This window comes from Streptomyces sp. DSM 42067 (assembly GCF_055792885.1).
Map to the genome: position 1 here is coordinate 160,824 of NZ_CM147706.1, position 22,915 is coordinate 183,738.

Sequence of the window (22,915 nt, forward strand, 5' to 3'; positions counted from 1 at the left end):
GGGAGCAGAATCCATGCCATACAAAGACAAGGGCCAACTGGAGATCGAGGACCGCGGAGCCGTCCTGATCGTCCGGGTCGACGGCGGCCCGCACGGCGTGTTCGGCCTCGACATCGCCAACCAGCTGGACGAACTGGTGGACCGGGTCGACCGCGATCCGAGCATCCGTGCCGTCGTCTTCACCGGGGCGCATCCCGAGCGGTTCGTCAGCCATGCCGCGGTCCAGTGGCTGCAGGAAGAGGGCGCCGCCAGTCCTACGGTGGGCCGGCGCGCCGCCTCCGCCGTGGTACACGTGGCCAAAAGCGCGGACCGGGCACGTGTTCTGGAGCCTGTCGTGAGAAGGACCCCACTGCGGGGAGCCCTCCAGCTCGAGCGCCTGCACGCCACGTTCCTGCGGATGAACTCCAGCGGAGTCGTCTTCGTCGCCGCCCTCAACGGTTCGGCTCTCGGCCTCGGTGCGGAATTCGCCTGGGCGTGCGATCTGCGCGTCATGGCTGACGGGGACTACTTCATCGGCCAACCGGAAATCCTCCTCGGCATCATTCCGGGCGGTGGCGGTACCCAGCGGCTGACCCGCCTGATCGGCACCCACAAGTCCCTGCTCGCCATCCTCGAGGGCAAGCCGTTCACGCCCGAGGAGGCTCTCGCCAACGGGGCCGTCGACGAGGTCGTGCCGCAGGACGAGGTGGTCGCGAGGGCGACCGCACGCGCGGAAAACCTCGGCGCACGGTCCAAGGGGTCCGTCGCGGCCGCCAAGAGGTCGGTGTACTTCGGTGGCTCGATGTCGCTCACGGAAGGGCTGCACGTCGAGCGCACAGAGTTCTTCACCAGAGTCATGTCGAAGGAGGGGCAGGAACTCATGCTCGACTACATCGCGACGACCGAGGCCACCGGCGAGCTCCCGCTCTACGACCCGGACACGTACGCACAATCGCTCGCTCTGGGCAGGGTGCCCGGGCACCGCTCGACAAACGGACGGTGAGCCGACATGACCACTCCTGAGTCCTTCACCCGTCACGACATCACTTTCGCCTCCGGCGACAGCACCTGTGCCGGGTGGCTCTACCTCCCCACGGGCGTCACCTCCCCGCCTGTCGTCATTCTCGGGCACGGCCTCGGCGCCACCCGCGAGATGCGCCTGGACGCCTTCGCCGAGCGTTTCGCACAGGCCGGCATCGCCGCCGTGGCCTTCACCTATCGGCATTTCGGCGACAGCGGCGGCCACCCTCGCCAGCTCCTGTCGATCAAGCGTCAGCTCGCCGACTGGGATGCCGCCATCGCCTACGTCAAGGCACGACCTGACGTCGACCGCGCCCGTGTCGCGGTCTGGGGCAGCTCCTTCGGCGGCGGCCACGCCATCACCGTCGCCTCGCGCCATCCCGAACTGCGCGCGGCCGTTGCCCAGTGCCCGTTCACCGACGGTCTCGCCTCTGCGCTCGCGCTGGGCCCGGTCGCCTCACTCAGGATGACCCCCGTGCTCGCCCGGGACCTGGCGACCAGGGTCCGCGGCAAGGCGCCAGCGATGGTTCCCATCGCGGCCTCCCCCGGTTCTCCGGCCCTCATGAACGCTCCGGACGCACTCCCTGGATACCGGGCGCTGCAGCCGCCCGGGACGACGTTCCGCAACGAGGTGGCGGCACGGGTCATTCCGACCATCGCCGCCTACCGGCCCGGGCGTGCCGCGAAGAAGGTCGCCATCCCGATCCTCTTCTGCGTCAGCGACACCGACTCCGTCACGCCTCCCGCCCAGACCCTCCGCTACGCACGCACCGCGCCCCGGGGAGAGATCAAGAGGTACGACGCCGGCCACTTCGACTTCTACACCGGCGAGACCTTCGAGGAACTGGTGCGCGACCAGATCGAGTTCCTCACCCGCCAGCTGCACACGGCGCCCGCCGCGTCGACTCCTTGACCGGATCGCAACACACCGAGACAGGTACGCTCGCCATGAATTTCGCTTCTCTGCCCGACCGTCGCGCCGCTCTCGACCCCCATGGGCCGGCGGTCTCGGACGGGCACCAGTCGCTCTCCAACACTCAGCTGCTGGACCGGGTCCGTGCGGCAGCGTGTCAGCTCCAGGACCTCGGGATCGGTCCCGGCGATGTCGTGGCCCTCAAGCTGAGGAACCGCGTCGAGTTCGTTCTCCTGCTGTTCGCCGCCTGGCGGATCGGCGCCACCATCACGCCGGTCAACCCGGGCATGACCGAGGGCGAGGTCGTCCGACAGCTGAGGGACTCCGGCGCGCGCCTGTTGGTGGTCGAGGACGGCGCGGCCGTCGTCACGGACGGTATTGTTGCCGTACTCGCCGTCGGCGCACTGTACGAAGAAGCGGTGGAGCCGGATCACGCGCCGCATCTGGACCCGTCCGCGCTGGCCCTTCTCATCTACACCAGCGGCACCACCGGCGTACCGAAGGGCGTGATGCTCGACCACGCCAACATCGACGCCATGGCGGAGATGGGGCGCCAGTCGCTGGACGTCGGGCCGGCGGACCGGTGCCTGCTGATTCTGCCGCTCTTCCACGTCAACGGCATCGTGGTCAGCATTCTCATGCCGCTGCTCGCGGGCGCGAGCGTCGTCATCGCCGACCGATTCAACCCTCAGACCTTCTTCGCCGTCGTCGAGCGCGAGCGCCCCACCTTCTTCAGTGCAGTGCCGACGATCTACAGCGTGCTTGCGGCGCTCCCAGATGATGTTCAGCCCGACACGTCGTTCTTGCGGTTCGGAGTCTGCGGCGCGGCGCCCGCCTCAGCCGAGTTGCTGGCCCGGTTCGAGGCCCGGTACGGGTTTCCGCTCGTCGAGGGGTACGGCCTGTCCGAAGGAACCTGCGGCTCGACCATCAACCCCGTCGCGGGCCCTCGACGCGGCGGGACCGTGGGGCTTCCCTTCCCCGGCCAGGAGATTCGGATCGTCGACGCCGACGGTACCGAGGTGGCGCCGGGCATGGACGGTGAGGTCGTCGTGCGGGGCCCGAATGTCATGCGTGGCTATCTCGGTCGTCCGGACGAAACGGCCAAAGTCATCGTCGACGGCTGGTTGCACACGGGCGACGTGGGCCACGTCGACGCCGAGGGTTATCTGACCCTGGTCGGGCGCTCGAAGGACATGATCATCCGGGGCGGCGAGAACGTCTACCCCAAGGAGATCGAGGACGTGCTCGTAGGCGACCCGTCGGTGCTCGAGGCCGCCGTGATCGGCGTACCCGACGAAAAGTGGGGAGAGGTGGTCGTCGCCTACGTCCAACCCCGACCGGGCGTGACCGTCGATCCGGCGACGCTGAAAGCACTCTGTGCGCGAAGCCTCACTGGCTATAAGCGCCCGACCTCGTTCTTCGTAGTGGAAGCCATCGCAAAGAACGCGGTCGGAAAGATCGACAAAGCCCAGTTGCGGGCCGCCCACGCCGCGGCTTCGGCCAGGTCTTGATCAACGCGGATGTGCTATGGGCCGGCTCGGGTAGCGGCCCGTAGCCCCTGGGGGGCGGGTCCGGCTCCGTGGCTGCCCGCGGCTCCTCGAGCTTCACCACGAGCCCAGCCTGCCGCCGGCATCGATGGCGTTAAGCGGTACGGGTGGATGGAATCAGCTGTTCCGCCCAGATGACCTTCCCCTCGCGGTTGTGCCGTGTGCCCCAGCGTTCGGTGAGCTGGGCGACCAGGAGCAGGCCCCGGCCGCCCTCGTCGAAGGCCCGGGCGCGGCGCAGGTGCGGGGCGGTAGCACTGGCGTCGGAAACCTCGCACGTCACGGTGGATTGGAGGATCATCCGCAGTTGAATGGGGCTCTTGCCGTAGCGGACGGCGTTCGTCACCAGTTCGCTGACCACAAGCTCCGTGGTGAAGGCCATCTCTTCCAACGCCCAGGCGGCCAGCCGGTCGGATGCGAAAGCACGCGCCTCGGAGACGACGGCCGGATCGGAGGGAAGATCCAGAGTGGCGACGTGGTCGGCGTCCAGCACTCGGGTTCGTGCCACGAGAAGAGCGACGTCATCGGCGGGGCGGCTGGGCAACAGTGCGTGGAGCAGTCCGTCGCAGGTCTCCTCCAGCGACGCGGGTGCCTGGGCGAGGACGTCGGACAACACCGCGAGGGCGGCGTCCACATCGCGAGTGCGACTTTCAATGAGGCCGTCGGTATACAGCACCAGAAGACTGCCTTGATCCAGTTCGACCTGGGCGGTTTCGAAGGGGAGCCCTCCCAGGCCCAGTGGCGGGCCGATCGGCACCTGTGGGAAGACGACCGCGTGAGAGGCCGGCGCATCACCGGGAGTCACTACGGCCGGCAGAACGTGTCCGGCGCTGGCCAGGGAGCACACGCGGGAGACGGGGTCGTAGACGGCGTACAGGCAGGTGGCGCTGATCTCGTCCGTTCCCCGCTCTTCCGCGCGCTGTAGCCGGATGACCACGTCGTCGAGGTGCGTCAGCAGCTCGTCGGGAGTCAGGTCGATGTCCGCCAGAGTACGGACGGCCGTCCGCAGGCGGCCCATGGTGGCCGAGGCCTGGAGGCCGCGGCCGACCACGTCGCCCACCACGAGGGCGACGCGGGCTCCCGAGAGCGGGATCACGTCGTACCAGTCACCCCCCACTCCCGCTCGGGATCCGCTGGGCAGGTAGCGCGAGGCTGTCTCGACGGCGGACTCTTCCGGCACGTGCTGCGGCAGCAAGTTGCGCTGGAGGGTGAGCGCGGTGGAACGCTCCTGGGTGTAGCGACGGGCATTGTCGATGTTCACCGCTGCTCTGGACGAGATCTCCTGGGCGAGAAGCAGATCGTCGTCGTCGAACGGATCTGTCGTTCGACGGCGGCAGAACTGTGCCAGCCCCAGCGGATTTCCACGTGCCCATAGCGGGACCAGGAGAATGGAGTGGATCTCGTTGGCGCCCGAGGCGCTTCTGTGGCCCGCAGGCACCTTCAGCCACGTCGGCGCGTCGGAGGTCGTGATGCCGAGCCGGAGGGGTTGTCCGGTGGCCAGTACGAGAGCCGGCTCCGAGCCTTCCGGGTAGGTGTGCCTCGGCCCTGGGTCGACTGACGCGTCCGGGGTGCCATCCGAGACGGATTGTGCGATCCGGCGGAGTACCGGCGGAGCATCTGCCGGGTAGGTCCCCTCTTCCTGGAGGGCAGCGTCGAGAAGGTCGACGGTGACGATGTCGGCCAAGTGGTCGGTGCCGACGTCTGCCAGTTCCTGGGCGGTGCGGGCGGTGTCCAGCGTGGTCCCGATCCGCGTGCCGGCTTCGATGATCGTGGTCAGCCGCCGCTGCAGCCAGCGTTCACGTGCCCCCTGGTACGCCGCGACCGCCTGCTGCGAGGTGCGATCGACGTACTCGAAAGCCGTCACGTTCAATGTGGTCATCACCGCGTTGATCAGCTCAGGGTCCTTGGTGAGACGGCCTGTCTCCTCATAGAACAGTTGAAGCAAACCCGCGTGGACGAGCCGATAGATGCGTAGGAGCTCGCTGATCTGCACCCCGTGCTCAGCGAGCCGGCAAGCGAAGTCAATGGCCGCGGGCGGCGTCGTAACCTCGGACAGATCGCGGCCGCGCTCAAGAAAGTCCAGCGCGGTATCGACGTGTGCGGACAGACCCACCGGCGCGAGAGCGGCGATGTCCTCGTAGCTCCACACCTCGGGAAGCTCGCTGCGCACTCGCTGTAGCACCACTTCGGCCAGCTGGTCCGACCGGGTTTCGAGCCCTCGGGCGAGATCTCGAAGGATGGCATGGGCGTCGGTTCCCATAACCCAAAATGTACGGGCAAAGGTATGTGCGGGCACGTCGCTCGTTCGCCGCACAGGGTGGTTTGCGAGGGGCTGGGCGGCGACGGCGGTCACCGCCGCCGCCCAGCCCGGCAGTGTGCCGGTTTCCCGGATCAGAGACCGTTGAGGACGCCGAGGAGCTCCCTGTTGACCGCCTCGGGCTGCTCCTGCTGGATCCAGTGCCCGCAGTCGGCCAGGATCACCGGGGCACACGGCGCACACCGGCCATCTCCTTGCGCCCCTTCCGCAGAGCATCAGCACACCCTCCCCGCGCAGAGCGCTTGCAATCACCGACCCACCCCTAATAGAATTACGATCATAATTTAATGGCCCCGTGAGGCCTCACTGCCGACCACTCGGCCAACGGTCCTCATGGACAAGCCGCGTCACCAGCGCCCTGACATTCCTTCCGGCCGCCAAGCTCTACGGCCGATCGGCACACCATCGGCGCCATCAATCCGATCAGCACGCCTTTCTCACTTCACCAGGGACTCTCCATGGACCTCTCCGTCAGCACCGTCCTTGTCACCGGAGCCAACCGGGGCTTCGGCCGGGCTCTCGCGGCCGAACTGCTCAGCCGTGGCGCCACGGTCTACGCCGGCGCTCGCAACCCCGACCAGGTCGACCTGCCCGGCGCCAAGCCGATCGCACTGGACATCACCGACCCCGCTTCCGTCGCGGCCGCCGCCGAGGCCACAGACGATCTGACCGTCCTGATCAACAACGCGGGGTCGTCCACCGGTGCCGACCTGCTCACAGCCGACCTGGACGACGTCCGCCTGGAGATGGACACCCATTACTTCGGCACCCTCTCGGTGGTCCGGAGCTTCGCGCCCCAGATCGCGGCCAACGGCGGCGGGGCGATCCTGAACGTCCTGTCCGGCCTGTCCTGGGTCAGCTTCCCGGAATTCGGCGCCTACTGCGCCGCGAAGTCCGCGGAGTGGTCTCTCACCAACGCCCTGCGTGTACAGCTCGCCGACCAGGGCATCCGGGTCTCCGGACTGCACGTCGGCTACATGGACACGGACATGGTCCGGGCGGTCGACGCAGCCAAGTCCGACCCCGCGGACATCGCCCGGATCGCCGTCGACGGCATCGCCGCCGGCGACTACGAGATCCTCGCGGACAACACCGCCCGCCAGGCGCAGGCTGCGCTGTCCGGGGGCGTCGCAGCCCTGTACCCGCAGCTCCCCTGAGGACAGCCGCCAAGGAATCCGCTCCGAGCCCCTGGACGCCGGGGCCGGTACCTCACGCCGCGCCGTCGCGCGCCTCCGCTGCCTGGTGCCTGCGACAGATCGCCGAACGACGAGAACCACCCTGATGACGTACCTCGACCTCGACGCGGCCAGTACGACTCCGCCGCCGCGGTCGGAGAGGTGAAGGCCCATCAGGGACTTCGCCGAAGTTCACCCTGACGAGCCGAAGCCAGTAAGCGGTTGTTGGGCCCGTCAAGGGGGCTGCTTTCCATGCGTCGGCAAGGACGTACTTCCCGTAACCGATCTTGCGGACCCCGCCGCTGCCGCCGTCCTGGCGTCGGGCCGACGACTGCGTGAGACGGTCGACCGAGCCGTACTCGCGGCCGCCGACGGCCGGCTATCCGCATCCAGCGATGTCACCATGCTCAACCTGGGCAGACTGAGCCCACCACGAACTCCGGGGGGCGCAAGAGCCTCAGCTCACTCGGCGGGCCTCATACGAAATGCAGGGCCAGGAACGCTCTCGATGTCTTCCGCCTGCACGGCGTGGCCCCGTTCGCAGCGGATCTGGGCGTCGACGTGCGCGCCGCATCCGCGGTGTCGCGCCAGTACGGCCGGGCCCTCCGGGTCGGCGCGGTAACGGTCACCCCACTGCAGCAGCCCCATCACGGCCGGGACCAGATCCATACCCTTGGGCGTGATCACGTACTTCGGCCGGCTCCGCGAGCCAGGCTCTTTATAGGTCTCAGTGGCCAGGATCCCTTCCTCCACGAGCATCCGGAGCCGCGCCGCGAGGAGGTTGCGAGGACAGCCGAGGACGCGCTCGAAGTCGCTGAAGCGGGACGAGCCGTACCAGACCTCGCGCAGGATCAGGATCGTCCACTTCTCACCCACGACCTCAAGGGTCCGGGCAATCGAACAGTTCGACATGTCCCGGTCGAGACGGGGGTCCATGCCGGCATCCTGAAGAGCTTCGATCCTCGCATCCATGCGGTGATTCTAACCTCATCTGAGTTTACTTTTCTATACTCAGCAAGTAGCGTCGTGACCAGCGCATCGACCACCGAGAAGATCACGCAGAAAGGGCAGCCGATATGAAGGCATTCCTAGTCGAGAAGTACGGCAAGGACGGCGCACGCGCAGCACAGGTACCCGAGCCCACCGTCGGGGACCGCGACGTCCTGGTCAGAGTGAGCGCCACCAGTATCAACCCGCTGGACAAAATGGTTCGCAACGGGGAGTTCAAGCAACTCCTGAAGTACAAGCTCCCGTTCGCGCTCGGCCACGACGTGGCCGGCGTCGTTACGCAGGTCGGCTCCGGCGTGCGCAGCTTCAAAGTGGGCGACGAGGTCTACGCTCGTCCGCGCGACCTGCGGATCGGAGGCTTCGCGGAGTTCATCGCGATCGACCAGGACGACGTCGCGCCCAAGCCGGCCTCGCTCACCCTCCAAGAGGCAGCCGCAGTGCCGCTGGTGGCCTTGGCCGCCTGGCAGATTCTCGTCGACCGTGCCCGCGTGAAGCCGGGGCAGAAGGTGCTCATCCACGCCGGTGCCGGTGGCCTCGGGTCGACGGTCATCCAGCTCGCCAAGCACCTCGGGGCCACGGTGGCGACGACCACGAACACCGACACCGAGAAGTTGGTCAGGAGCCTCGGCGCCGATGCCGTCGTCGACTACACCAAGGAAGACTTCTCGAAGGTGCTGTCCGGCTACGACCTGGTACTGGACTCCCTGGGCGGGGCGAACCTCGAGAAGTCACTGACAGTACTGAAGCCCGGTGGCCTGGCCATCGGTGTCGTCGGCCCGCCGGACGCCGGGTTCGCCAAGCAACTCGGCGCCCCCTCGTTCATGGGTGTAGTCATGAACACGCTCAGCCGCAAGGTCCGCAAGCAGGCCAAGGCGCTGGGCGTGCGCTACGAGTTCTTCTTCATGCAGGCCAACGGCTCCCAGCTGCGCAAACTCAGCGCCCTCTACGACAGCGGGAAGCTCCGCCCGGTCATCGACAGGACCTTCCCGTTCGACCAGACACTCGAGGCGATGGCGCACGTCGAGCAGGGCCGCACCAAGGCCGGCAAGGTCGTGGTCTCGATGGTGCCCGACAACGACTGAGATCAGGCTGGCCAAGAGCTTCCGCCCGGCGCGGTCACAGGACAAGGCGACACCGCCACCAAGGCGATGCATGGGCGACCACTTCGCGGACAGTCGCCGCTGTCGGTCGGCACCTCGGTTCCGTTCCGCAACGCCATACGCCCTGTGTCGGGGACCCACGGTTCGCTCGACGGGGAGAGTTCACCGGGTGACGACCGGCCCGTCCTGCGGCTCGGCGGAGTCCGCCGCTTCGACCCAGATCAAATGCAGACTCCGCAAGCACTCCCACGGGACGGGCCATACCAGAACTCGCGCAGGATCACGATCGTCCACGATCTCATGGGTCCGGGCGATCGAGCAGTTCGACGTCTCCCGGTCGAGTCGGGGTCCATGCCGATGCCCTGAAGAGCCTCCTCGCATCCATGGGGGGACCTCTTCGCCTAAGTTTACTTTCCTATACTCAGCTTGTAGCGTCATGACCAGCACATCAACCCGGCTGCACGCGGGAAGTGGGCGTGGCAGCAACCTGTGAAGGAGCACCACCAATGGGAGCAAGCCCAGAGGCACAGCAGTTCGCGCAGTTCCTCGAGAGCGTGAGCGCGAAGTCGTCGACACCCGGCCTCGACCTGGCCGTGATCCGCGACATCGTCGACTCGAACCACAAGGCGTCGACCGAACCCGAAGGCGTCACCTACGCCGAGGTCGACGCGGGCGGCGTCCCCGCCCTGTGGGCCATCCCCGAGAACGCCGACCCCGACCGGGCGCTACTCCACTTCCACTTCGGCGGATCGGTCACCGCCTCGATGCACTCCGACCGCAAGGCCGCCGGCCACATCGCGAAGGCGGCCGGAGCCCGCTCACTCGTCGTGGACTTCCGCCTGGCGCCTGAGCACCCCTACCCGGCGCAGCTCGACGACGCCGAGACGGCCTACCGGTGGCTGCTCGCGCAGGGCTACGAGCCGAGGAACATCGGCAGCACGGGCCACTCGATCGGCGGCACCCTCGCGGTGATGCTGCCGCTGCGTCTGCTCGCGAAGGGCGAGGCGACCCCGGGCGCGATCGTCAGCGTCTCGCCGTGGACCGACCTCACCATCCAAAACCCTTCGGTCGACGAGAACGAAGACAACGACAAGATGCTCAGCAGGACCACGCTCGAGCTCTTCCGAGGAGCCTGGCTGCAAGACCCCGCCGTGGACTTCGCCGACCCGCAGCTCAGCCTCGTGCATGCCGATCTGACCGGCCTGCCGCCCACGGTCGTCCACTACGGCGAGTACGAGACCCTCGCCGACGACGGCGCCGAGCTCGGCCGCCGCCTCGCGGACTTCAAGGTCACCTCCGAGGTCCACCCGATGCCCGAGGGGCAGCACTCCTTCATCCTGGGCGCGGGGCGCGTACCGGAGGTGGACCAGGCGATCCAGCAGATGGGTCAGTGGCTCCGCAAGCACCTCGGCACCTGAGCAGACCTGACGGCGGAGCCTGCTGGGGGGGTCCGCCCCACCACCGCGATGCCGGTGACCGGACCGCCGGTCTCCGGCATCCTCGACCATGTCGGCCGGCATACGGTACTTGTGTCCAACACCGTTCTGTACACCGCCACACCACCGGTCCCTCGATGCCACGAAGGAGTGCGCGATGGGAATGTACGAGGATGTCTTCCGCTCCAGCACCGAAAACCCGGAAGGTTTCTGGCTGAAAGCGGCAGAGGGCATCGACTGGGATGTCGCTCCGCGACGCGCCCTGGACTCCTCGGGCGCGCCCTTCTACCGCTGGTTTCCCGATGGGCGGCTCAACGTCTGTTTCAACGCACTCGACCGGCACGTCGAAGCCGGCCGAGGCGAACAACCCGCGCTGGTCTATGACTCCCCCGTGACCGGCACCGGCCGCACCTACACCTACGCCCAGCTGAGGAACGAGGTGGCGGCCTGCGCCGGAGCGCTCGCACAGCTCGGCGTGGGACACGGCGACCGCGTGGTGATCTACATGCCGATGGTCCCCGAGGCCGCCGTCGCGATGCTGGCCTGTGCGCGCATCGGCGCGGTCCACTCTGTCGTCTTCGGCGGGTTCGCCCCGCACGAACTCGCCCTCCGCATCGACGACGCCGCCCCCAAGGTGGTCGTCTCCGCCTCCTGCGGCATCGAGGGCAAGCGCGTCATCGCGTACAAGCCGCTGCTCGACCGGGCGATCGAACTCGCCGTGCACAAACCGGAAAAGCGTGTGATCCTGCAACGCCCGCAGGAGCGGGCCGCGCTGGGGCCGGACGATCTCGACTGGGCCGAGCTGGTCGCCGCCGCACCACCGGCCGACTGCGTTCCCGTCGCCGCCACCGATCCCCTGTACATCCTCTACACGTCCGGAACGACCGGAAAGCCCAAGGGAGTCGTGCGTGACTGCGGCGGCTACGCGGTCGCCCTCCACTGGTCGATGGGGGCCGTCTACGACGTGGGGCCGGGCGAGACGATGTTCACCGGCTCCGACGTCGGCTGGGTCGTCGGGCACTCGTACATCGTCTACGCGCCTCTGCTGGTCGGCGCCACGACGGTCCTGTACGAGGGGAAGCCGGTCGGCACTCCGGACGCGGGCCAGTTCTGGCGTGTCGCCGCCGAGTACGGCGTCAAGACCATGTTCACCGCCCCCACCGCCTTCCGCGCCATCCGCAAGGAGGACCCGAAGGGGGGCCTCAGCGCCGACTACGATCTCTCCAGCCTGCGCTACCTCTTCCTCGCCGGCGAGCGCCTCGACCCCGAGACCTACCACTGGGCGAGCGCCCTCCTGGGCGTCCCGGTGATCGACCACTGGTGGCAGACCGAAACCGGCTGGCCCATCGTCGCCAACCCTGTGGGCATCGAAGCCGCTCCCCTCAAGCCCGGCTCCCCCACCCGCCCGCTGCCGGGCTGGGACGTCCGCGTCCTCGCGCCCTCAGGCGAGCCGGTGCCCGCGGGGGTCGACGGCGCGATCGTCGTGAAGCTCCCCCTGCCGCCCGGCGCGCTCCCCACCCTCTGGAACGACGACGACCGCTACGTCGCCTCCTACCTCTCCGCCTACGACGGCTACTACCTCACCGGCGACAGCGGCCACATCGACGACGACGGCTATGTCTTCGTCATGGGCCGCACCGACGACGTCATCAACGTCGCCGGCCACCGCCTGTCCACCGGCAGCATGGAAGAGGCCCTGGCCGCCCACCCCGATGTCGCCGAATGCGCCGTCATCGGCGTCGCCGACGCCCTGAAGGGACAGGTCCCGCGGGGCTTCGTCGTCCTGAAAGCCGGCATCAGCCGCGAAGCGAGCGAGGTCGAGGCCGAACTCGTCCAACTCGTACGCGAACGCATCGGCGCCGTCGCCTCCCTCAAGGACGTCGCGGTCGTGGCCGCCCTGCCCAAGACCCGCTCGGGAAAGATCCTGCGCAAGACGATGCGCGGCATCGCCGACGGCCACGACGAACCCATCCCCTCCACCGTGGACGACCCCAGCGTCATCGAGGCCCTGCGCCCTGTTCTCCGTCGCGACGGTGACACGTCATGAACGGCTGACCGACGGCCGGCCGGCGCTGACGAAACGGCGCGCGCCGCCGGACTCCGGGCCCGACCCCTCGGCCTGGGTGAGGGCGTACCGCAGGTCGACGCCGGGCCGGTCGCTGCGACGACGATCGCCCTGCCGACGGCGTCGGGGCGTCGCCGCCCTTGACCGCCGCCGCGATCGGCCGGTTGGTGGTCGCACGTAGTTGCTCCGGGACGAAGCCGACCACGGAGGAGCTGTCGGCAATGAGTCCGCGGTCCCGCGTGTCGCACCCACGCTCCGTCACGCGCCGGAAGTCCGCCTGCCGTGGGCCGACTCGGCCGACGGCCACACAGACCCGACCGCCATGACCCCTCTTGCGCCGGCCAGCCTCGCCGCATAACATTACGATCGTAATTCTATAAGAGGGGCGCTCATACCGCATGCGCCATCGGGCTTACCGGCAGGAAGGCTCGGCCTCCACCCGGCCGACCCGGCACGCCGACCGCCACGCCCTCCCAGCCACGCCCTCCCAGCCATCAACCACCCATAACCTGAGGAATCCCCCATGCTGAACGCCCTGTGGAACCCGACCGTCGTCGGAGAGATCCCCGTGCCGCACCGGTTGGCCATGGCCCCCCTGACCCGCAGCCGGGCCACCCCAGAAGGCGTCCCGACCGAGCTGAACGCCGAGTACTACGCCCAGCGCGCCTCGCACGCGCTCATCATCACCGAGGGCACCCAGCCTTCCGCCGACGGCCAGGGCTACCCGGTGACCCCGGGCATCTACACGGTGGAGCACATCGCGGGCTGGCGGAAAGTCACCGACGCAGTACACAAGGCCGACGGGCGCATCGTCATCCAGCTGATGCACGCCGGGCGAATCTCCCACCCCGACAACACCCCCCACCACCGGCAGCCGGTGGCTCCCTCCGCGATCAAGCCGACCGGCCTCACGTTCACCGCCTCCGGGCCCCAGGAGATGCCGGTGCCGCGCGAGCTGTCCACCGAGGAGGTCGCCGCGACGGTCGACGACTTCCGGCGCGCCGCCGCGGCCGCCATCTCGGCCGGCGCCGACGGCGTCGAGATCCACGGGGCCAACGGCTACCTGGTCAACCAGTTCCTCTTCCCCAGCGCCAACCAGCGCACCGACCAGTACGGCGGCTCCCTCGACAACCGCATCCGTTTCGCCGTCGAGGTCGCCACGGCCGTGGCCGACGAGATCGGCGCCGGCCGCACCGGCATCCGGATCTCCCCCGGCAACCCGTTCCAGCTCAACGACCTCACGGAGAACGACCCCCACGAGCTCTACCCGCACCTCCTGCGCGCCCTCGCACCCCTCAACCTCGCCTACCTGCACATCGGCCACGGTGGCGACGACGAACTCCTGCACACCCTCCGCAAGCTGTGGCCGACCACGCTGCTCCTCAACCGGGCCGGCACGGACATAGCCACCCGCGCCAAGGACATCGAGGCCGGCCTGGCCGACGTCATCACCGTTGGCTCGATGGCACTCGCCAACCCCGACCTGGTCGAGCGCGTACGTGCCGACGCCCCGCTGAACACCCCTGACCCCGCCACCTTCTACGGCGGCGGCGCGGCCGGCTACACCGACTACCCCACCTACGCCGCCTGACGAAGAGCCGGGCGCCCGAGCAAGCCACCTACTTCGGGCGCTACGACACGGCTGCGGCGCACGTCGGGCCGGCGACCCGAGGAGTTACGGGCCGCCACCGACGTGCGCCGCAGCTGTTTCACCTGGTACCCCGGCGTTCTGCGCCGAGGTCAAGGGAGTCCGGCATCACCGCACAGACATCGCCCTCCGCAGGTCAACAGCGAGGAGGGATGAGACGGGGAGGAATGAGGCGTCGGTGCGCAAGGGGAGAGGTCCGATGCACCGGTCGCCGTTGACGCTCACCCTTGAGAGGGAGGCACCGGGAAGAGCATGCAGCTACTGGTGGCGTGGGCGAGCAGACGGCCCGTCTCGTCGACCAACTGCGCCTGGGCGAGGGCGGTTTGACGACCCTTGCTGACAACCGTGCCGATGGCGCGCACCGTCCCCGTGTCCACGGTGATCCGCCGCAGGAACTTCACCGTCAGGTCGAGCGAGGTGTACGCCATGCCTTGCGGGAGGGTGGACTGGACGGCGCAACCCGCCGCCGAGTCGAGCAGGGTGGCGAAGATGCCGCCGTGCACGCTGCCGATCGGGTTGTAGTGCTCCTCCCCCGGTGTCAGGGAGAAGACCGCCCTGCCAGGCTCCACTTCTTCCAGGGTGAAGTCGATGGCGTAGTTGATGGGCGGCCCCGGCAGTTGCCCCGCCTGCACCTCGCGCAGGAAGTCGATACCGGCCATGCGTCCAGCGGCTTCCGCCAGAATCGCGGGATCTTCCCATTGATACGTACGTGTTCGTCCCACGACCGAGTGCCCTCCATCTGGCTTTTGCAAGTGAAGCTAGCTTCCGGCTCACCTGACTGTCAATAACAAAGCCAGGCCCTTACGATGGCGGGATGGAGTGGCTTGAGGCGAGCACGGAGAACTGCCCCGTCCAGCGCACGCTCGACGTGATCGGGGAGAAATGGACGCTGCTGATCCTGCGTGACGCCGTCAACGGAGTCCGCCGCTTCGACGACTTCCACCGCCACATCGGCCTGTCGGAAGCCGTACTCAGCGACCGCCTCCGCAAGCTGACCTCGGCCGGCATCCTGAAGACCGTCCCCTACCAGGAGCCCGGCAGCCGCTCCCGCAACGAATACCGCCTGACCCGCAAGGGCTGGGACCTATGGCCCGTCCTGATGGCGCTGAGCCAGTGGGGCGAGGCGTACGCGCTCGGCTCCGAGGGTCCTGTACTGGACGTCCGCCACACCGACTGCGACGCCCCGGTCCGCGTCGTCGTCGAGTGCTCCGCAGAGCACTCCACCCTCACTCCCCGTGAGGTCACCGCCCGGCTGGGATCAGGCGCCCGCCTCCGGTCGTGAGCCATCGGCCTCGCGGTCGCGGGCCAGACGGCGATGGAACGTCAGCTCTTCGGTCACCAGGAGCGACAGGTGCTCGCCCCCGACGATGACGTGTCGCAATCGTCGATCTGCACGAACCGCTCAAGCCCGATGTCCACCTCCGCCACCGCATCGATGAACGCACCGCCCAGCGAGGCCTCCGTTTCGGCGATCAGCCAATGCACTCCACGGTGGGGCGCCGCGCTCGTCCAGGAGTTCACGGCGCGGCAACTCACACGTGCCGATGGCCGGTTCGGGACATGAACCGATCGCGCGTGATGACTATACATTTCATATAGCTCTTGCTAGCGTCCGCTTCATTACGAAGGCGTCGCTGGGCGGTCAACGTGTGCTCACAACGGGAGCGGCGCGCCGACGATGATCGCGAAGTCCCGCCCCTCGGCCCTGAATTCGGACTCGCCGCACTGAACGTGGACGCGGACAAACCCCATGACTGAAGACGAGGCATCCGCATGACTGCATACGAACTCGCCGACAAGGTCGTACTCATCACCGGCGGCACCGGGGGGCTCGGCAGCGCGACGGCTCGGGCTCTCCTCGCCCGCGGCGCACGGGTCGGCATCGTGGATCTGCATCCGGACACGCCGGAGATCGCAGCACGCATCTCACCGTCTGGTGTCGCCGGCTTCACTGCCGACGTCTGCGACCGCGACGGGCTCGACGATGCCGTAGCCCACATATGTGAGCGGTTCGGCCGGGTCGACGTCGTGATCGCGAACGCCGGCATCATGGGGCGCGGCTCCACACTGCGCACCATGCCCGCTCCCGCGATCGACAAAGTGCTGGCCGTGAACGTCATCGGTGCCATCAACACCGTGAACGCGGCGATGAAGCAGATCGTCGCCAACCAGGGTCAGGTCGTGCTGATCAGTTCGGTATTCGCTTTCCTCAATGGCATGGGGGCGATTCCCTACGCCATGAGCAAGGCCGCGGTTGAGCAGCTCGGACGCGGACTCCGAGTGGAACTCGCCCAGCACGGCGCCTCTGCCACCACCGCCTACTTCTCGCTGATCCAGACGGACATGATCAGAAACGGCGTCGACGAGGACCCGACGATCGGCAAGCTCCTGTCCAGGACAACGCCGCGACCGCTGCGCAAGCGCCTTGACCCGGACCAGGCTGCCCATGCCATCGCGCATGCCATCGAGCACCGTTCACCCCGCGTGATCCGGCCGGCTCGCTGGACACCGCTGTCCGTCTTGCGAGGGGTGATCAACCCGGCAATCGACGCGCGTCTGGCACGTGACCTCCAAGTACGCGCGCTGCTCGGCAAGCTCGAAGGACGTTGAGTCCGATAGCAGCTGTCGTACGAGGGCCAGGTCGAATGGAACGTCCTGGCCCTCGCGTTGCCCGGTCAGAACCGTCAGTAGAGTGGAACACATGGGAGCGGTACGCAGATACGGGCAGGCCTGCCCAATTGCCACAGCGATGGATGTGCTTGGCGAGCGGTGGACCGTACTCATCCTCCGCGAGCTGCTGCTGGGCCCGAAGCGGTTCACCGAGATCCTCGGTCGCATGCCGTCGATCGGACCGAATCGCCTCACCGACCGGCTTCGCACTCTGCACGCGATCGGCGTCGTCTCCAAGGCCGAGCCGACGCCGGAGTACACCCTGACCGAGTTCGGCGAAGGGCTGAGAACCCCGATCATCGGACTCGGCCTGTGGGGCCTGGGCCTGATGAGCAACGGCGTCGACCCCTCAACCGCCCGTCCGGACATGGTGGCGCTGTGCATGACGGCAGCGGCGGATCCCGGTCGGCTGGCCGACCTCGCTCTTGAGTGCGACGTCGATGCCGGCGGAAGGTTCTCCATGACCGTCAGCGACGGAGTCCTCCAGGTCCGGTCCGGACCGTCACCCGCGTCGTCCCCCTCTACGATCGCCTGCGACGCGGGAACATTCATCGCGCTGTCCCTCGGAAGTGAGACGCCGTCCGCCGCCGTCAGCTCCGGCCGCCTCACGATGGGCGGCGATATCGCGGCGGTCAGTCGTCTCTTCGAGACCTTCGCCGAGGCGGCTCGACGGCATACCGCTGGTCAGCCGGCCCCATTGACGACCTGATCTCTCACTCTGCCTCGCGGGAGGGCCGGGTGGGGCCTCAGGCCCCGCGCTTGCGACGGAAGGACGCCCTGCCGTTTCGCCGCACCATGGAGACAGTGGTGGCCAGACGCCCGCGGCGCAGGTCGGGATCAAGGCCGGCGCCCAGTCGGTGCAGCTGGTCGGCATGCCAGCTGAGGTCGAGCACGCCGTCGAGCGCCTTGATGTCGGCGACCTTGCCGAGCACGCGGCGCATCCCATAGCGCATCTGGTGTGCGACGACTGCCTCGGCGCGCCCCGTGAGGATCACATCGGCGGCATCGGGCGTCGTGGCGGTGGGCCGCCCGATGCCGACGACGTCGCACTCTCCGGCGGCGACGGCCTCCGCCATTCCGTCGCGGGAGCGGAAGCCACCCGTGACCGCGATCGGGATGTCGCCCACCAGGCCGCGCACCGTGCGGGCGTACTCCAGGAAGTAGGCCTCACGGGCGCGCGTCGACGCCGCTGCGGAACCCGCCATCGCCGGCGACTCGTAGTTGCCGCCGCTGACCTCGATCATGTCGAGTCCTTCCCGCGCCAGGGCCGCGACGACTGAGCGGGACTCCTCCTCGGTGAAGCCACCGCGCTGGAAGTCGGCCGAGTTGAGCTTGACGGCGACGGCGAAGCTCGGTGACACCCGTGACCGTATGCGGCGCACGACCTCGAGGACGAAGCGCATCCGACGCTCGGGATCGCCGCCCCACTCGTCGTCGCGCTGGTTCGACAGCGGGGAGAGGAACTGGTTGACCAGGTAGCCGTGAGCTCCGTGCACCTGCACCCCGGCGAAGCCGGCCGTCTCGCACACCGCGGCCGCGGTCGCGAACCGTTCGATGATGTCCTCGATCTCCCCGGACGTCAGCTCGCGGGGCTTGGACGCGCCGGGCAGGTTGAGCGGGATCGGGCTGGGCGCGACCGGCGTGTGCCCGAGGGCGAGCACGTTGGACTGGCGGCCCGGATGGTTGAGCTGCACCCAGGTCGGGATGCCGGCGTCCTTGGTCGTCGCGGCCCATCGGGTGAGCGCGGCGAGGTCGCGGTCGTCCTCGATGACGACGTTGCCCGGCTCGCCGAGTTGGGTGCGGTCGACCATGACGTTTCCGGTGATGATCAGTCCGTACCCGCCCCTGCTCCAGGTGCGGTAGAGCTGTTCGAGGCGATGGTCCGGGGCGTTGCGCTTGTCGGCGAGTGCCTCGCTCAACGCGGACTTCATGATCCGGTTCGGCAGCACCTGGCCGTTGGGCAGGGTCAGGTGGTCGTGAAGGGACGTCATGGGCGGGTTTCCTTCGGTCGGGGTGAGTGCGTGGGCAGGGGTGTGCAGGTGCCCTTGAGCAGACGGGCGCCGGCCGGCTCGATCCGCGGCCTCGGCCGAGTCGCCCGACCGCCGATGAGCGCCGACGTTGTTCGGCCGGGCCGGTCAGGCGAGTTGGCGCTTGAGGATCTTGCCGGTGGACGTCATGGGCAGTGCGTCGACGAACTGGACGATGCGCGGGTACTTGTACGCGGCGAGCCGCTCCTTCGCCCAGGCGGCGAGCTCCTCCTCGGTCGTGCCGCTCCCGGCCTTCTTCACCACGACGGCCTTGATCTCCTCGCCGTGGGATTCGTGCGGTACGCCGATGACGGCGACGAGCGAGACGGCGGGGTGCTCCATGAGCACCTCCTCGAGCTCGCGCGGGTAGACGTTGAAGCCGCCGCGGATGATCATGTCCTTGGACCGGTCGACGATGTAGTAGAAGCCGTCCTCGTCCTTGCGGGCGAGGTCGCCGGAGCGGAACCAGCCCTCCTTGATCGCCTCGGCCGTCGCCTCGGGCCTTTTGTAGTAGCCCTTCATGACGTTGTGTCCCTTGATCGCGATCTCCCCGATCTCGTCGGGGCCGCCCTCGACCTCGGACCAGTCGTCGCGGATGAGCTTCATGTCCACGCCCGGGATGGGCACCCCGATCGACCCGACGCGGGGCTCCTCGCCGAACCGGGAGAAGGACGCGATCGGGGAGGTCTCGGACAGCCCGTATCCCTCGAGGATCGTGACTCCGAAGCGGTTCGCGAACTGCTTGTGGATCTCGGCGGGCAGGGCTGAGCCACCGGCCACCGCCACGCGAAGGTTCGCTGCCAGGTGGGCGACGTCGACCGTGTCGTCGAGTGCCGCGAGAAGACCCCAGTACATCGTCGGGACCCCGGCGAAGAACGTCACGTCGTGGGTGAGCATGAGACGCAGGGCATCCTGGGCCTCGAACCTTGGCTGCATCACGATCGTGCCGCCGAAGGCGAAGGCGCCGTTCTGGATGACGGTCTGGCCGAAGGCATGGAACAGCGGCAGCACACACAGGTAGGTGTCGGGGCGCTCGGAATCGGCCGCGAACAGGTCGATGCCGATGAGTGCGTTCTCGTACACGTTGCGGTGCCGCAGTTCCGCGCCCTTGGGGTGACCGGTCGTGCCGGAGGTGTAGAGGACCACCGCGGTGTCGTCGTCGTCGCGTTCGACCGTCCGGAACGTCACGGGCTGTCCGGCCACGACCGAGGCGTAGGACTCCGGCGTGTCGCCCCCGGGCCATGGCGCGCCGCCGCTCTCGATCAGGAAGAACTCGGTGCAGCCCTCGGTGGCCTGGAACCCCTCCCACGCGGCCTGCCCGATCGGCAGCTCCAGCGTGCCCGCGAAGGCGAAGTACGCCTTCGCGTCGGAGTCGGCGAGGTGGTAGGCGACCTCGCGGGCCTTCAGCAGCACGTTCAGCGGCACGACCGCGGCCCCGGCCTTGAGGATGCCGAAGTAGATGCTGGAGAAGTGGGGCAGGTTGGGGCAGGACAGTGCGACCTTGTCACCCGGCTGGATCCCGCGCGAGACGAGCAGGTTCGCGACACGGTTGGCAGCGGAGTCGAGGGCGTCGTACGTGATCCGGTCGTCACCGAAGACGATCGCGGTGCGCTCCGGGTGACGGGACGCGGAATCCGTCAGCAGTCGTGAGACGTTGCGGCTCGGGCTGAGCATCATTGCTCTCCTGGTTCTCGGGGTGTGTGCGGTCGGTCTAGGCGAACGCCGGAGGCGGCACGAAGCCCTCCACTTCGCGACCCAGCAGAGCGGCGAACTCGATGGTGGTGAGATCGCCTCCGCTCGGCCCCATGGCCTGCAACCCGATGGGCAGTCCGCTCCTGCCCTTGCGCACCGGGATGGTCGTCGCCGGACCGCCGGAGACGTTGGCAACGGCGTTCCACTTGATCTGGTCCCAGTAAGGACGTCGCACACCGTCGACTTCGTAGGGCCGCCCGAACCGGTCGATCAGCTTGTTGTGGTGGGCGGGGGCGGCCGTCGGGGTGACCGGCATGAGCACGATGTCGAAGTCCTTGAAGAACTCGAACCATCGCTGCCGGATCTCGTTGCGCATCGTGTGGGCCTTCAGCCAGTGGTAGTGGGACTGGAAGGTTCCGAGCAGGGCGGGACCGGCGTCGCCGCGCGGGTGCTGGACGAGCCGGGCCAGCAGCGCGGCGTTGGGGGCAGGTGTGAGGCCGGTGCGGTCGTAGGACAGCGCGCCGAAGAGCAGGGGCAGGAAGGTTTTCCGGTGATTCGTCGCAATGTCGACGGGGAGGCTCGCGGGCCGGATCGTGACTTTCGCGCCGGCCGCCCGCAGCGCAGTGACCGCGTCGTCCACGGCTGCGGCGACGTCGCTGTCGACCGGGCACGAGGGGTCCTCGCCCCAGACGGCGACCCGGAAGTCCGACAGCTTGGTCGCACGCGGCGGTGCGAGCGTGTAGCTGAAGCCGGCGTCGTGGTCGGCCGTCCCAGCCGTTGCCCGCAGGATCGGAACGAGGTCGCGTGCGTCGCGGACCTGCGCGCCGCCGCAGGCCATGTCGGCGTCCGTCCACCGTCCCACGCCCGGGCCGTAGGGGACATGCCCGCTGAGGGGGATCGACCGCCAGGTCGACTTGTGCCCGTACAGGCCGTTGAAGTGGGAGGGGATCCTGGTCGACCCGCCGATCTCCGAGCCGAAGTCGAACGCCGCAAGGCCCGCGGCGGTGGCGACGGCGCCGCCTCCGGCGGACCCGCCGGAGGTGCGGGTCGTGTCCCACGGATTCGATGAGGGACCGAACACCGCGTTGTCGGCCTGGACGTCCTGGTTGCCCGGCGGCATGTTGCTCTTCCCCATGATCACGGCACCGGCCGAACGCAATCGCCTGACCGCCTCGGCGTCCTGGTCAGGCACGTGGTCTTTCAGGTCCACGCGCCCGCCGATGGTGCGCATCCCGGCTGTCTCGAAGCTGTCCTTGACCGTGATCGGCACACCGTGCAGCGGACCGAGGTCCTGCCCCGCCGCCCGCGCGGCATCCGCATCCGCGGCCTCGCGACGGGCACGCTCGCGATCGAGGGTCACCACCGCGTTCAGCACGGGGTTGTGGGTGGCGATCCGCTCGAGATACAGCTCGACGAGCTCCCGGCTCGAGATCTCACCCGCGGCCAGCGCGCGTGACTGCTCCACGGCTGACTGGAAGGGAACGTCGCTCACGGCACGCCTCATCTCTGACGGGCAGACGGAATTGTCTGTCGACCATAATATTACGCACGTCAGACCATAGATTAGGATGGGGTGCGAGGCAACGGCCCCGCGGAGCGAATGGAGGAACCCTGTGGCGCGCTACGCCAAGGAGCACAAGCAGGTGACGCGGCAACGGATCATCGAGAAGGCCGGCCAGCGGTTCAAGCAGGACGGCATCGACGGCTCGGGTATCTCCACGCTGATGTCGGATGCCGGACTCACCAATGGAGCCTTCTACGCCCACTTCGCGTCCAAGGACGACCTCGTCGCCCATGTGGTGGCCGACGAACTGCGCACACAGGTCGCGAAGTACGGCACTGCGCGTCCCGGCCGCCCGGGACTCGAGGACCTCGTTCGCGACTACTTGTCACCTGAGCACCGGGACCACCCCGGCGTCGGATGCCCTTCCGCCGCCCTGCTCGACGAGATCGGCCGCTGCGAGGACGGGACCAAGCAGGCCTACACCGACGGCGCGAGGGCCGTCGTGGAAGAGATCGCCGCGCGCCTGGCGCCTGAGGATCCGCGGTCCGCTCGCGGAAAGGCCATCGGGCTCTTCACCATGATGGTGGGGACGCTGCAACTGTCCCGCGCCCTCTCCGACCGGAAGTTCGCCGATGAGGTCCTTGAGCAGGGAGTTGAGAACGCCCTCGCGTTCATGCGCTGAGCGGGCGGTCAATCCGCGGCCGGGTGGTTGGCCGGCTCCGCCGTACCATGCGTGAGGACGTCGATCCCGGACGCGCGGTGACGGCCCTGCGCGCCCCGAGTGCGACGGCTCGCGGCCGCCCACGGAGTCGCTGGG

At 68.3% G+C, this 22,915-nt stretch carries 20 protein-coding genes; 12 read left to right on the top strand and 8 right to left on the bottom strand.

What is annotated here, in order from left to right:
- Nucleotides 1–13: 13 nt before the first annotated feature.
- From ACSMXV_RS00900 to ACSMXV_RS00910, 3 genes are read left to right on the top strand one after another with little or no spacing between them, the layout of a single operon-like run.
- A complete protein-coding gene (locus tag ACSMXV_RS00900; RefSeq protein WP_473175774.1) occupies nucleotides 14–982 on the top strand; it encodes an enoyl-CoA hydratase/isomerase family protein in 969 nt (322 codons plus the stop codon).
- A 6-nt stretch (nucleotides 983–988) separates the two neighbouring features.
- Nucleotides 989–1,912 (top strand): alpha/beta hydrolase, encoded by a 924-nt coding sequence (locus ACSMXV_RS00905; protein ID WP_473175775.1) that lies wholly within the window; start codon nucleotides 989–991, stop codon nucleotides 1,910–1,912.
- Between the two features lie 35 nt (nucleotides 1,913–1,947).
- Nucleotides 1,948–3,423 carry a class I adenylate-forming enzyme family protein gene (locus ACSMXV_RS00910; RefSeq protein WP_473175776.1) on the top strand — a complete coding sequence of 492 codons (1,476 nt, stop codon included), beginning with the start codon at nucleotides 1,948–1,950 and terminating at the stop codon, nucleotides 3,421–3,423.
- A gap of 130 nt (nucleotides 3,424–3,553) precedes the next feature.
- On the opposite strand, the gene ACSMXV_RS00915 is transcribed toward ACSMXV_RS00910, so the two are convergent.
- Together ACSMXV_RS00915 and ACSMXV_RS00920 are read right to left on the bottom strand one after the other, a co-directional pair.
- Nucleotides 3,554–5,716: an ATP-binding SpoIIE family protein phosphatase gene (locus tag ACSMXV_RS00915; protein ID WP_473179202.1), complete on the bottom strand. Its 2,163-nt coding sequence runs from the start codon at nucleotides 5,714–5,716 to the stop codon at nucleotides 3,554–3,556.
- Nucleotides 5,717–5,847: 131 nt separating this feature from the next.
- The gene (locus ACSMXV_RS00920; RefSeq protein ID WP_473175777.1) at nucleotides 5,848–5,937 is read right to left on the bottom strand and encodes an alpha/beta fold hydrolase; all 90 of its coding nucleotides are present in this window, start codon (nucleotides 5,935–5,937) and stop codon (nucleotides 5,848–5,850) included.
- Nucleotides 5,938–6,231: 294 nt separating this feature from the next.
- On the opposite strand from ACSMXV_RS00920, the gene ACSMXV_RS00925 reads away from it, so the two are divergent.
- Complete coding sequence (locus ACSMXV_RS00925; RefSeq protein ID WP_473175778.1) at nucleotides 6,232–6,930, top strand: SDR family oxidoreductase; 699 nt, start codon at nucleotides 6,232–6,234, stop codon at nucleotides 6,928–6,930.
- Between the two features lie 480 nt (nucleotides 6,931–7,410).
- Here the strand turns inward: ACSMXV_RS00925 and ACSMXV_RS00930 are convergent, their stop codons facing one another.
- Entirely contained in the window at nucleotides 7,411–7,884 is a 474-nt protein-coding gene (locus ACSMXV_RS00930; protein ID WP_405623850.1) for a winged helix-turn-helix transcriptional regulator, read from the bottom strand.
- A gap of 140 nt (nucleotides 7,885–8,024) precedes the next feature.
- Here ACSMXV_RS00930 and ACSMXV_RS00935 point away from each other — a divergent pair, with 140 nt between their 5' ends.
- From ACSMXV_RS00935 to ACSMXV_RS00950, 4 genes are all read left to right on the top strand, one after another.
- Entirely contained in the window at nucleotides 8,025–9,038 is a 1,014-nt protein-coding gene (locus ACSMXV_RS00935; RefSeq protein ID WP_473175779.1) for an NADP-dependent oxidoreductase, read from the top strand.
- A gap of 524 nt (nucleotides 9,039–9,562) precedes the next feature.
- Entirely contained in the window at nucleotides 9,563–10,474 is a 912-nt protein-coding gene (locus ACSMXV_RS00940) for an alpha/beta hydrolase (protein ID WP_473175780.1), read from the top strand.
- Nucleotides 10,475–10,649: 175 nt separating this feature from the next.
- A complete protein-coding gene (locus ACSMXV_RS00945; protein WP_473175781.1) occupies nucleotides 10,650–12,539 on the top strand; it encodes a propionyl-CoA synthetase in 1,890 nt (629 codons plus the stop codon).
- Between the two features lie 541 nt (nucleotides 12,540–13,080).
- Complete coding sequence (locus ACSMXV_RS00950) at nucleotides 13,081–14,148, top strand: alkene reductase (RefSeq protein WP_473175782.1); 1,068 nt, start codon at nucleotides 13,081–13,083, stop codon at nucleotides 14,146–14,148.
- A gap of 278 nt (nucleotides 14,149–14,426) precedes the next feature.
- Here the strand turns inward: ACSMXV_RS00950 and ACSMXV_RS00955 are convergent, their stop codons facing one another.
- Nucleotides 14,427–14,927, bottom strand: a complete 501-nt coding sequence (locus tag ACSMXV_RS00955; protein ID WP_473175783.1) for a PaaI family thioesterase — start codon at nucleotides 14,925–14,927, stop codon at nucleotides 14,427–14,429.
- Nucleotides 14,928–15,019: 92 nt separating this feature from the next.
- Between ACSMXV_RS00955 and ACSMXV_RS00960 the strand changes: the two genes are divergently transcribed.
- Nucleotides 15,020–15,487, top strand: coding sequence for a winged helix-turn-helix transcriptional regulator (locus ACSMXV_RS00960; protein ID WP_473175784.1), 468 nt, complete (start codon nucleotides 15,020–15,022; stop codon nucleotides 15,485–15,487).
- A gap of 53 nt (nucleotides 15,488–15,540) precedes the next feature.
- Here ACSMXV_RS00960 and ACSMXV_RS00965 read toward each other — a convergent pair whose 3' ends face one another.
- Entirely contained in the window at nucleotides 15,541–15,726 is a 186-nt protein-coding gene (locus tag ACSMXV_RS00965; RefSeq protein WP_473175785.1) for a hypothetical protein, read from the bottom strand.
- 252 nt (nucleotides 15,727–15,978) lie between these two features.
- Between ACSMXV_RS00965 and ACSMXV_RS00970 the strand changes: the two genes are divergently transcribed.
- Both ACSMXV_RS00970 and ACSMXV_RS00975 read left to right on the top strand, forming a co-directional pair.
- Nucleotides 15,979–16,815: an SDR family NAD(P)-dependent oxidoreductase gene (locus tag ACSMXV_RS00970; protein WP_473175786.1), complete on the top strand. Its 837-nt coding sequence runs from the start codon at nucleotides 15,979–15,981 to the stop codon at nucleotides 16,813–16,815.
- A gap of 91 nt (nucleotides 16,816–16,906) precedes the next feature.
- Nucleotides 16,907–17,584, top strand: coding sequence for a winged helix-turn-helix transcriptional regulator (locus ACSMXV_RS00975; protein ID WP_473175787.1), 678 nt, complete (start codon nucleotides 16,907–16,909; stop codon nucleotides 17,582–17,584).
- Nucleotides 17,585–17,621: 37 nt separating this feature from the next.
- Here ACSMXV_RS00975 and ACSMXV_RS00980 read toward each other — a convergent pair whose 3' ends face one another.
- The 3 genes from ACSMXV_RS00980 to ACSMXV_RS00990 form a co-directional block, all read right to left on the bottom strand.
- Nucleotides 17,622–18,866: an NADH:flavin oxidoreductase/NADH oxidase family protein gene (locus ACSMXV_RS00980; protein WP_473175788.1), complete on the bottom strand. Its 1,245-nt coding sequence runs from the start codon at nucleotides 18,864–18,866 to the stop codon at nucleotides 17,622–17,624.
- 144 nt (nucleotides 18,867–19,010) lie between these two features.
- A complete protein-coding gene (locus ACSMXV_RS00985) occupies nucleotides 19,011–20,579 on the bottom strand; it encodes a long-chain-fatty-acid--CoA ligase (RefSeq protein ID WP_473175789.1) in 1,569 nt (522 codons plus the stop codon).
- 34 nt (nucleotides 20,580–20,613) lie between these two features.
- Nucleotides 20,614–22,086, bottom strand: coding sequence for an amidase (locus tag ACSMXV_RS00990; protein ID WP_473175790.1), 1,473 nt, complete (start codon nucleotides 22,084–22,086; stop codon nucleotides 20,614–20,616).
- A gap of 121 nt (nucleotides 22,087–22,207) precedes the next feature.
- Between ACSMXV_RS00990 and ACSMXV_RS00995 the strand changes: the two genes are divergently transcribed.
- Nucleotides 22,208–22,780, top strand: a complete 573-nt coding sequence (locus ACSMXV_RS00995) for a TetR/AcrR family transcriptional regulator (RefSeq protein ID WP_473175791.1) — start codon at nucleotides 22,208–22,210, stop codon at nucleotides 22,778–22,780.
- Nucleotides 22,781–22,915 lie beyond the last annotated feature (135 nt).

Excerpts from the sequence above, each read along its gene's own strand:
- ACSMXV_RS00900 (WP_473175774.1), top strand. The coding sequence starts at position 14 with ATGCCATACAAAGACAAGGGCCAACTGGAGATCGAGGACCGCGGAGCC.
- ACSMXV_RS00905 (WP_473175775.1), top strand. The coding sequence starts at position 989 with ATGACCACTCCTGAGTCCTTCACCCGTCACGACATCACTTTCGCCTCC.
- ACSMXV_RS00910 (WP_473175776.1), top strand. The coding sequence starts at position 1,948 with ATGAATTTCGCTTCTCTGCCCGACCGTCGCGCCGCTCTCGACCCCCAT.
- ACSMXV_RS00915 (WP_473179202.1), bottom strand. The coding sequence starts at position 5,716 with ATGGGAACCGACGCCCATGCCATCCTTCGAGATCTCGCCCGAGGGCTC.
- ACSMXV_RS00925 (WP_473175778.1), top strand. The coding sequence starts at position 6,232 with ATGGACCTCTCCGTCAGCACCGTCCTTGTCACCGGAGCCAACCGGGGC.
- ACSMXV_RS00930 (WP_405623850.1), bottom strand. The coding sequence starts at position 7,884 with ATGGACCCCCGTCTCGACCGGGACATGTCGAACTGTTCGATTGCCCGG.
- ACSMXV_RS00935 (WP_473175779.1), top strand. The coding sequence starts at position 8,025 with ATGAAGGCATTCCTAGTCGAGAAGTACGGCAAGGACGGCGCACGCGCA.
- ACSMXV_RS00940 (WP_473175780.1), top strand. The coding sequence starts at position 9,563 with ATGGGAGCAAGCCCAGAGGCACAGCAGTTCGCGCAGTTCCTCGAGAGC.
- ACSMXV_RS00945 (WP_473175781.1), top strand. The coding sequence starts at position 10,650 with ATGGGAATGTACGAGGATGTCTTCCGCTCCAGCACCGAAAACCCGGAA.
- ACSMXV_RS00950 (WP_473175782.1), top strand. The coding sequence starts at position 13,081 with ATGCTGAACGCCCTGTGGAACCCGACCGTCGTCGGAGAGATCCCCGTG.
- ACSMXV_RS00960 (WP_473175784.1), top strand. The coding sequence starts at position 15,020 with ATGGAGTGGCTTGAGGCGAGCACGGAGAACTGCCCCGTCCAGCGCACG.
- ACSMXV_RS00970 (WP_473175786.1), top strand. The coding sequence starts at position 15,979 with ATGACTGCATACGAACTCGCCGACAAGGTCGTACTCATCACCGGCGGC.
- ACSMXV_RS00975 (WP_473175787.1), top strand. The coding sequence starts at position 16,907 with ATGGGAGCGGTACGCAGATACGGGCAGGCCTGCCCAATTGCCACAGCG.
- ACSMXV_RS00980 (WP_473175788.1), bottom strand. The coding sequence starts at position 18,866 with ATGACGTCCCTTCACGACCACCTGACCCTGCCCAACGGCCAGGTGCTG.
- ACSMXV_RS00985 (WP_473175789.1), bottom strand. The coding sequence starts at position 20,579 with ATGATGCTCAGCCCGAGCCGCAACGTCTCACGACTGCTGACGGATTCC.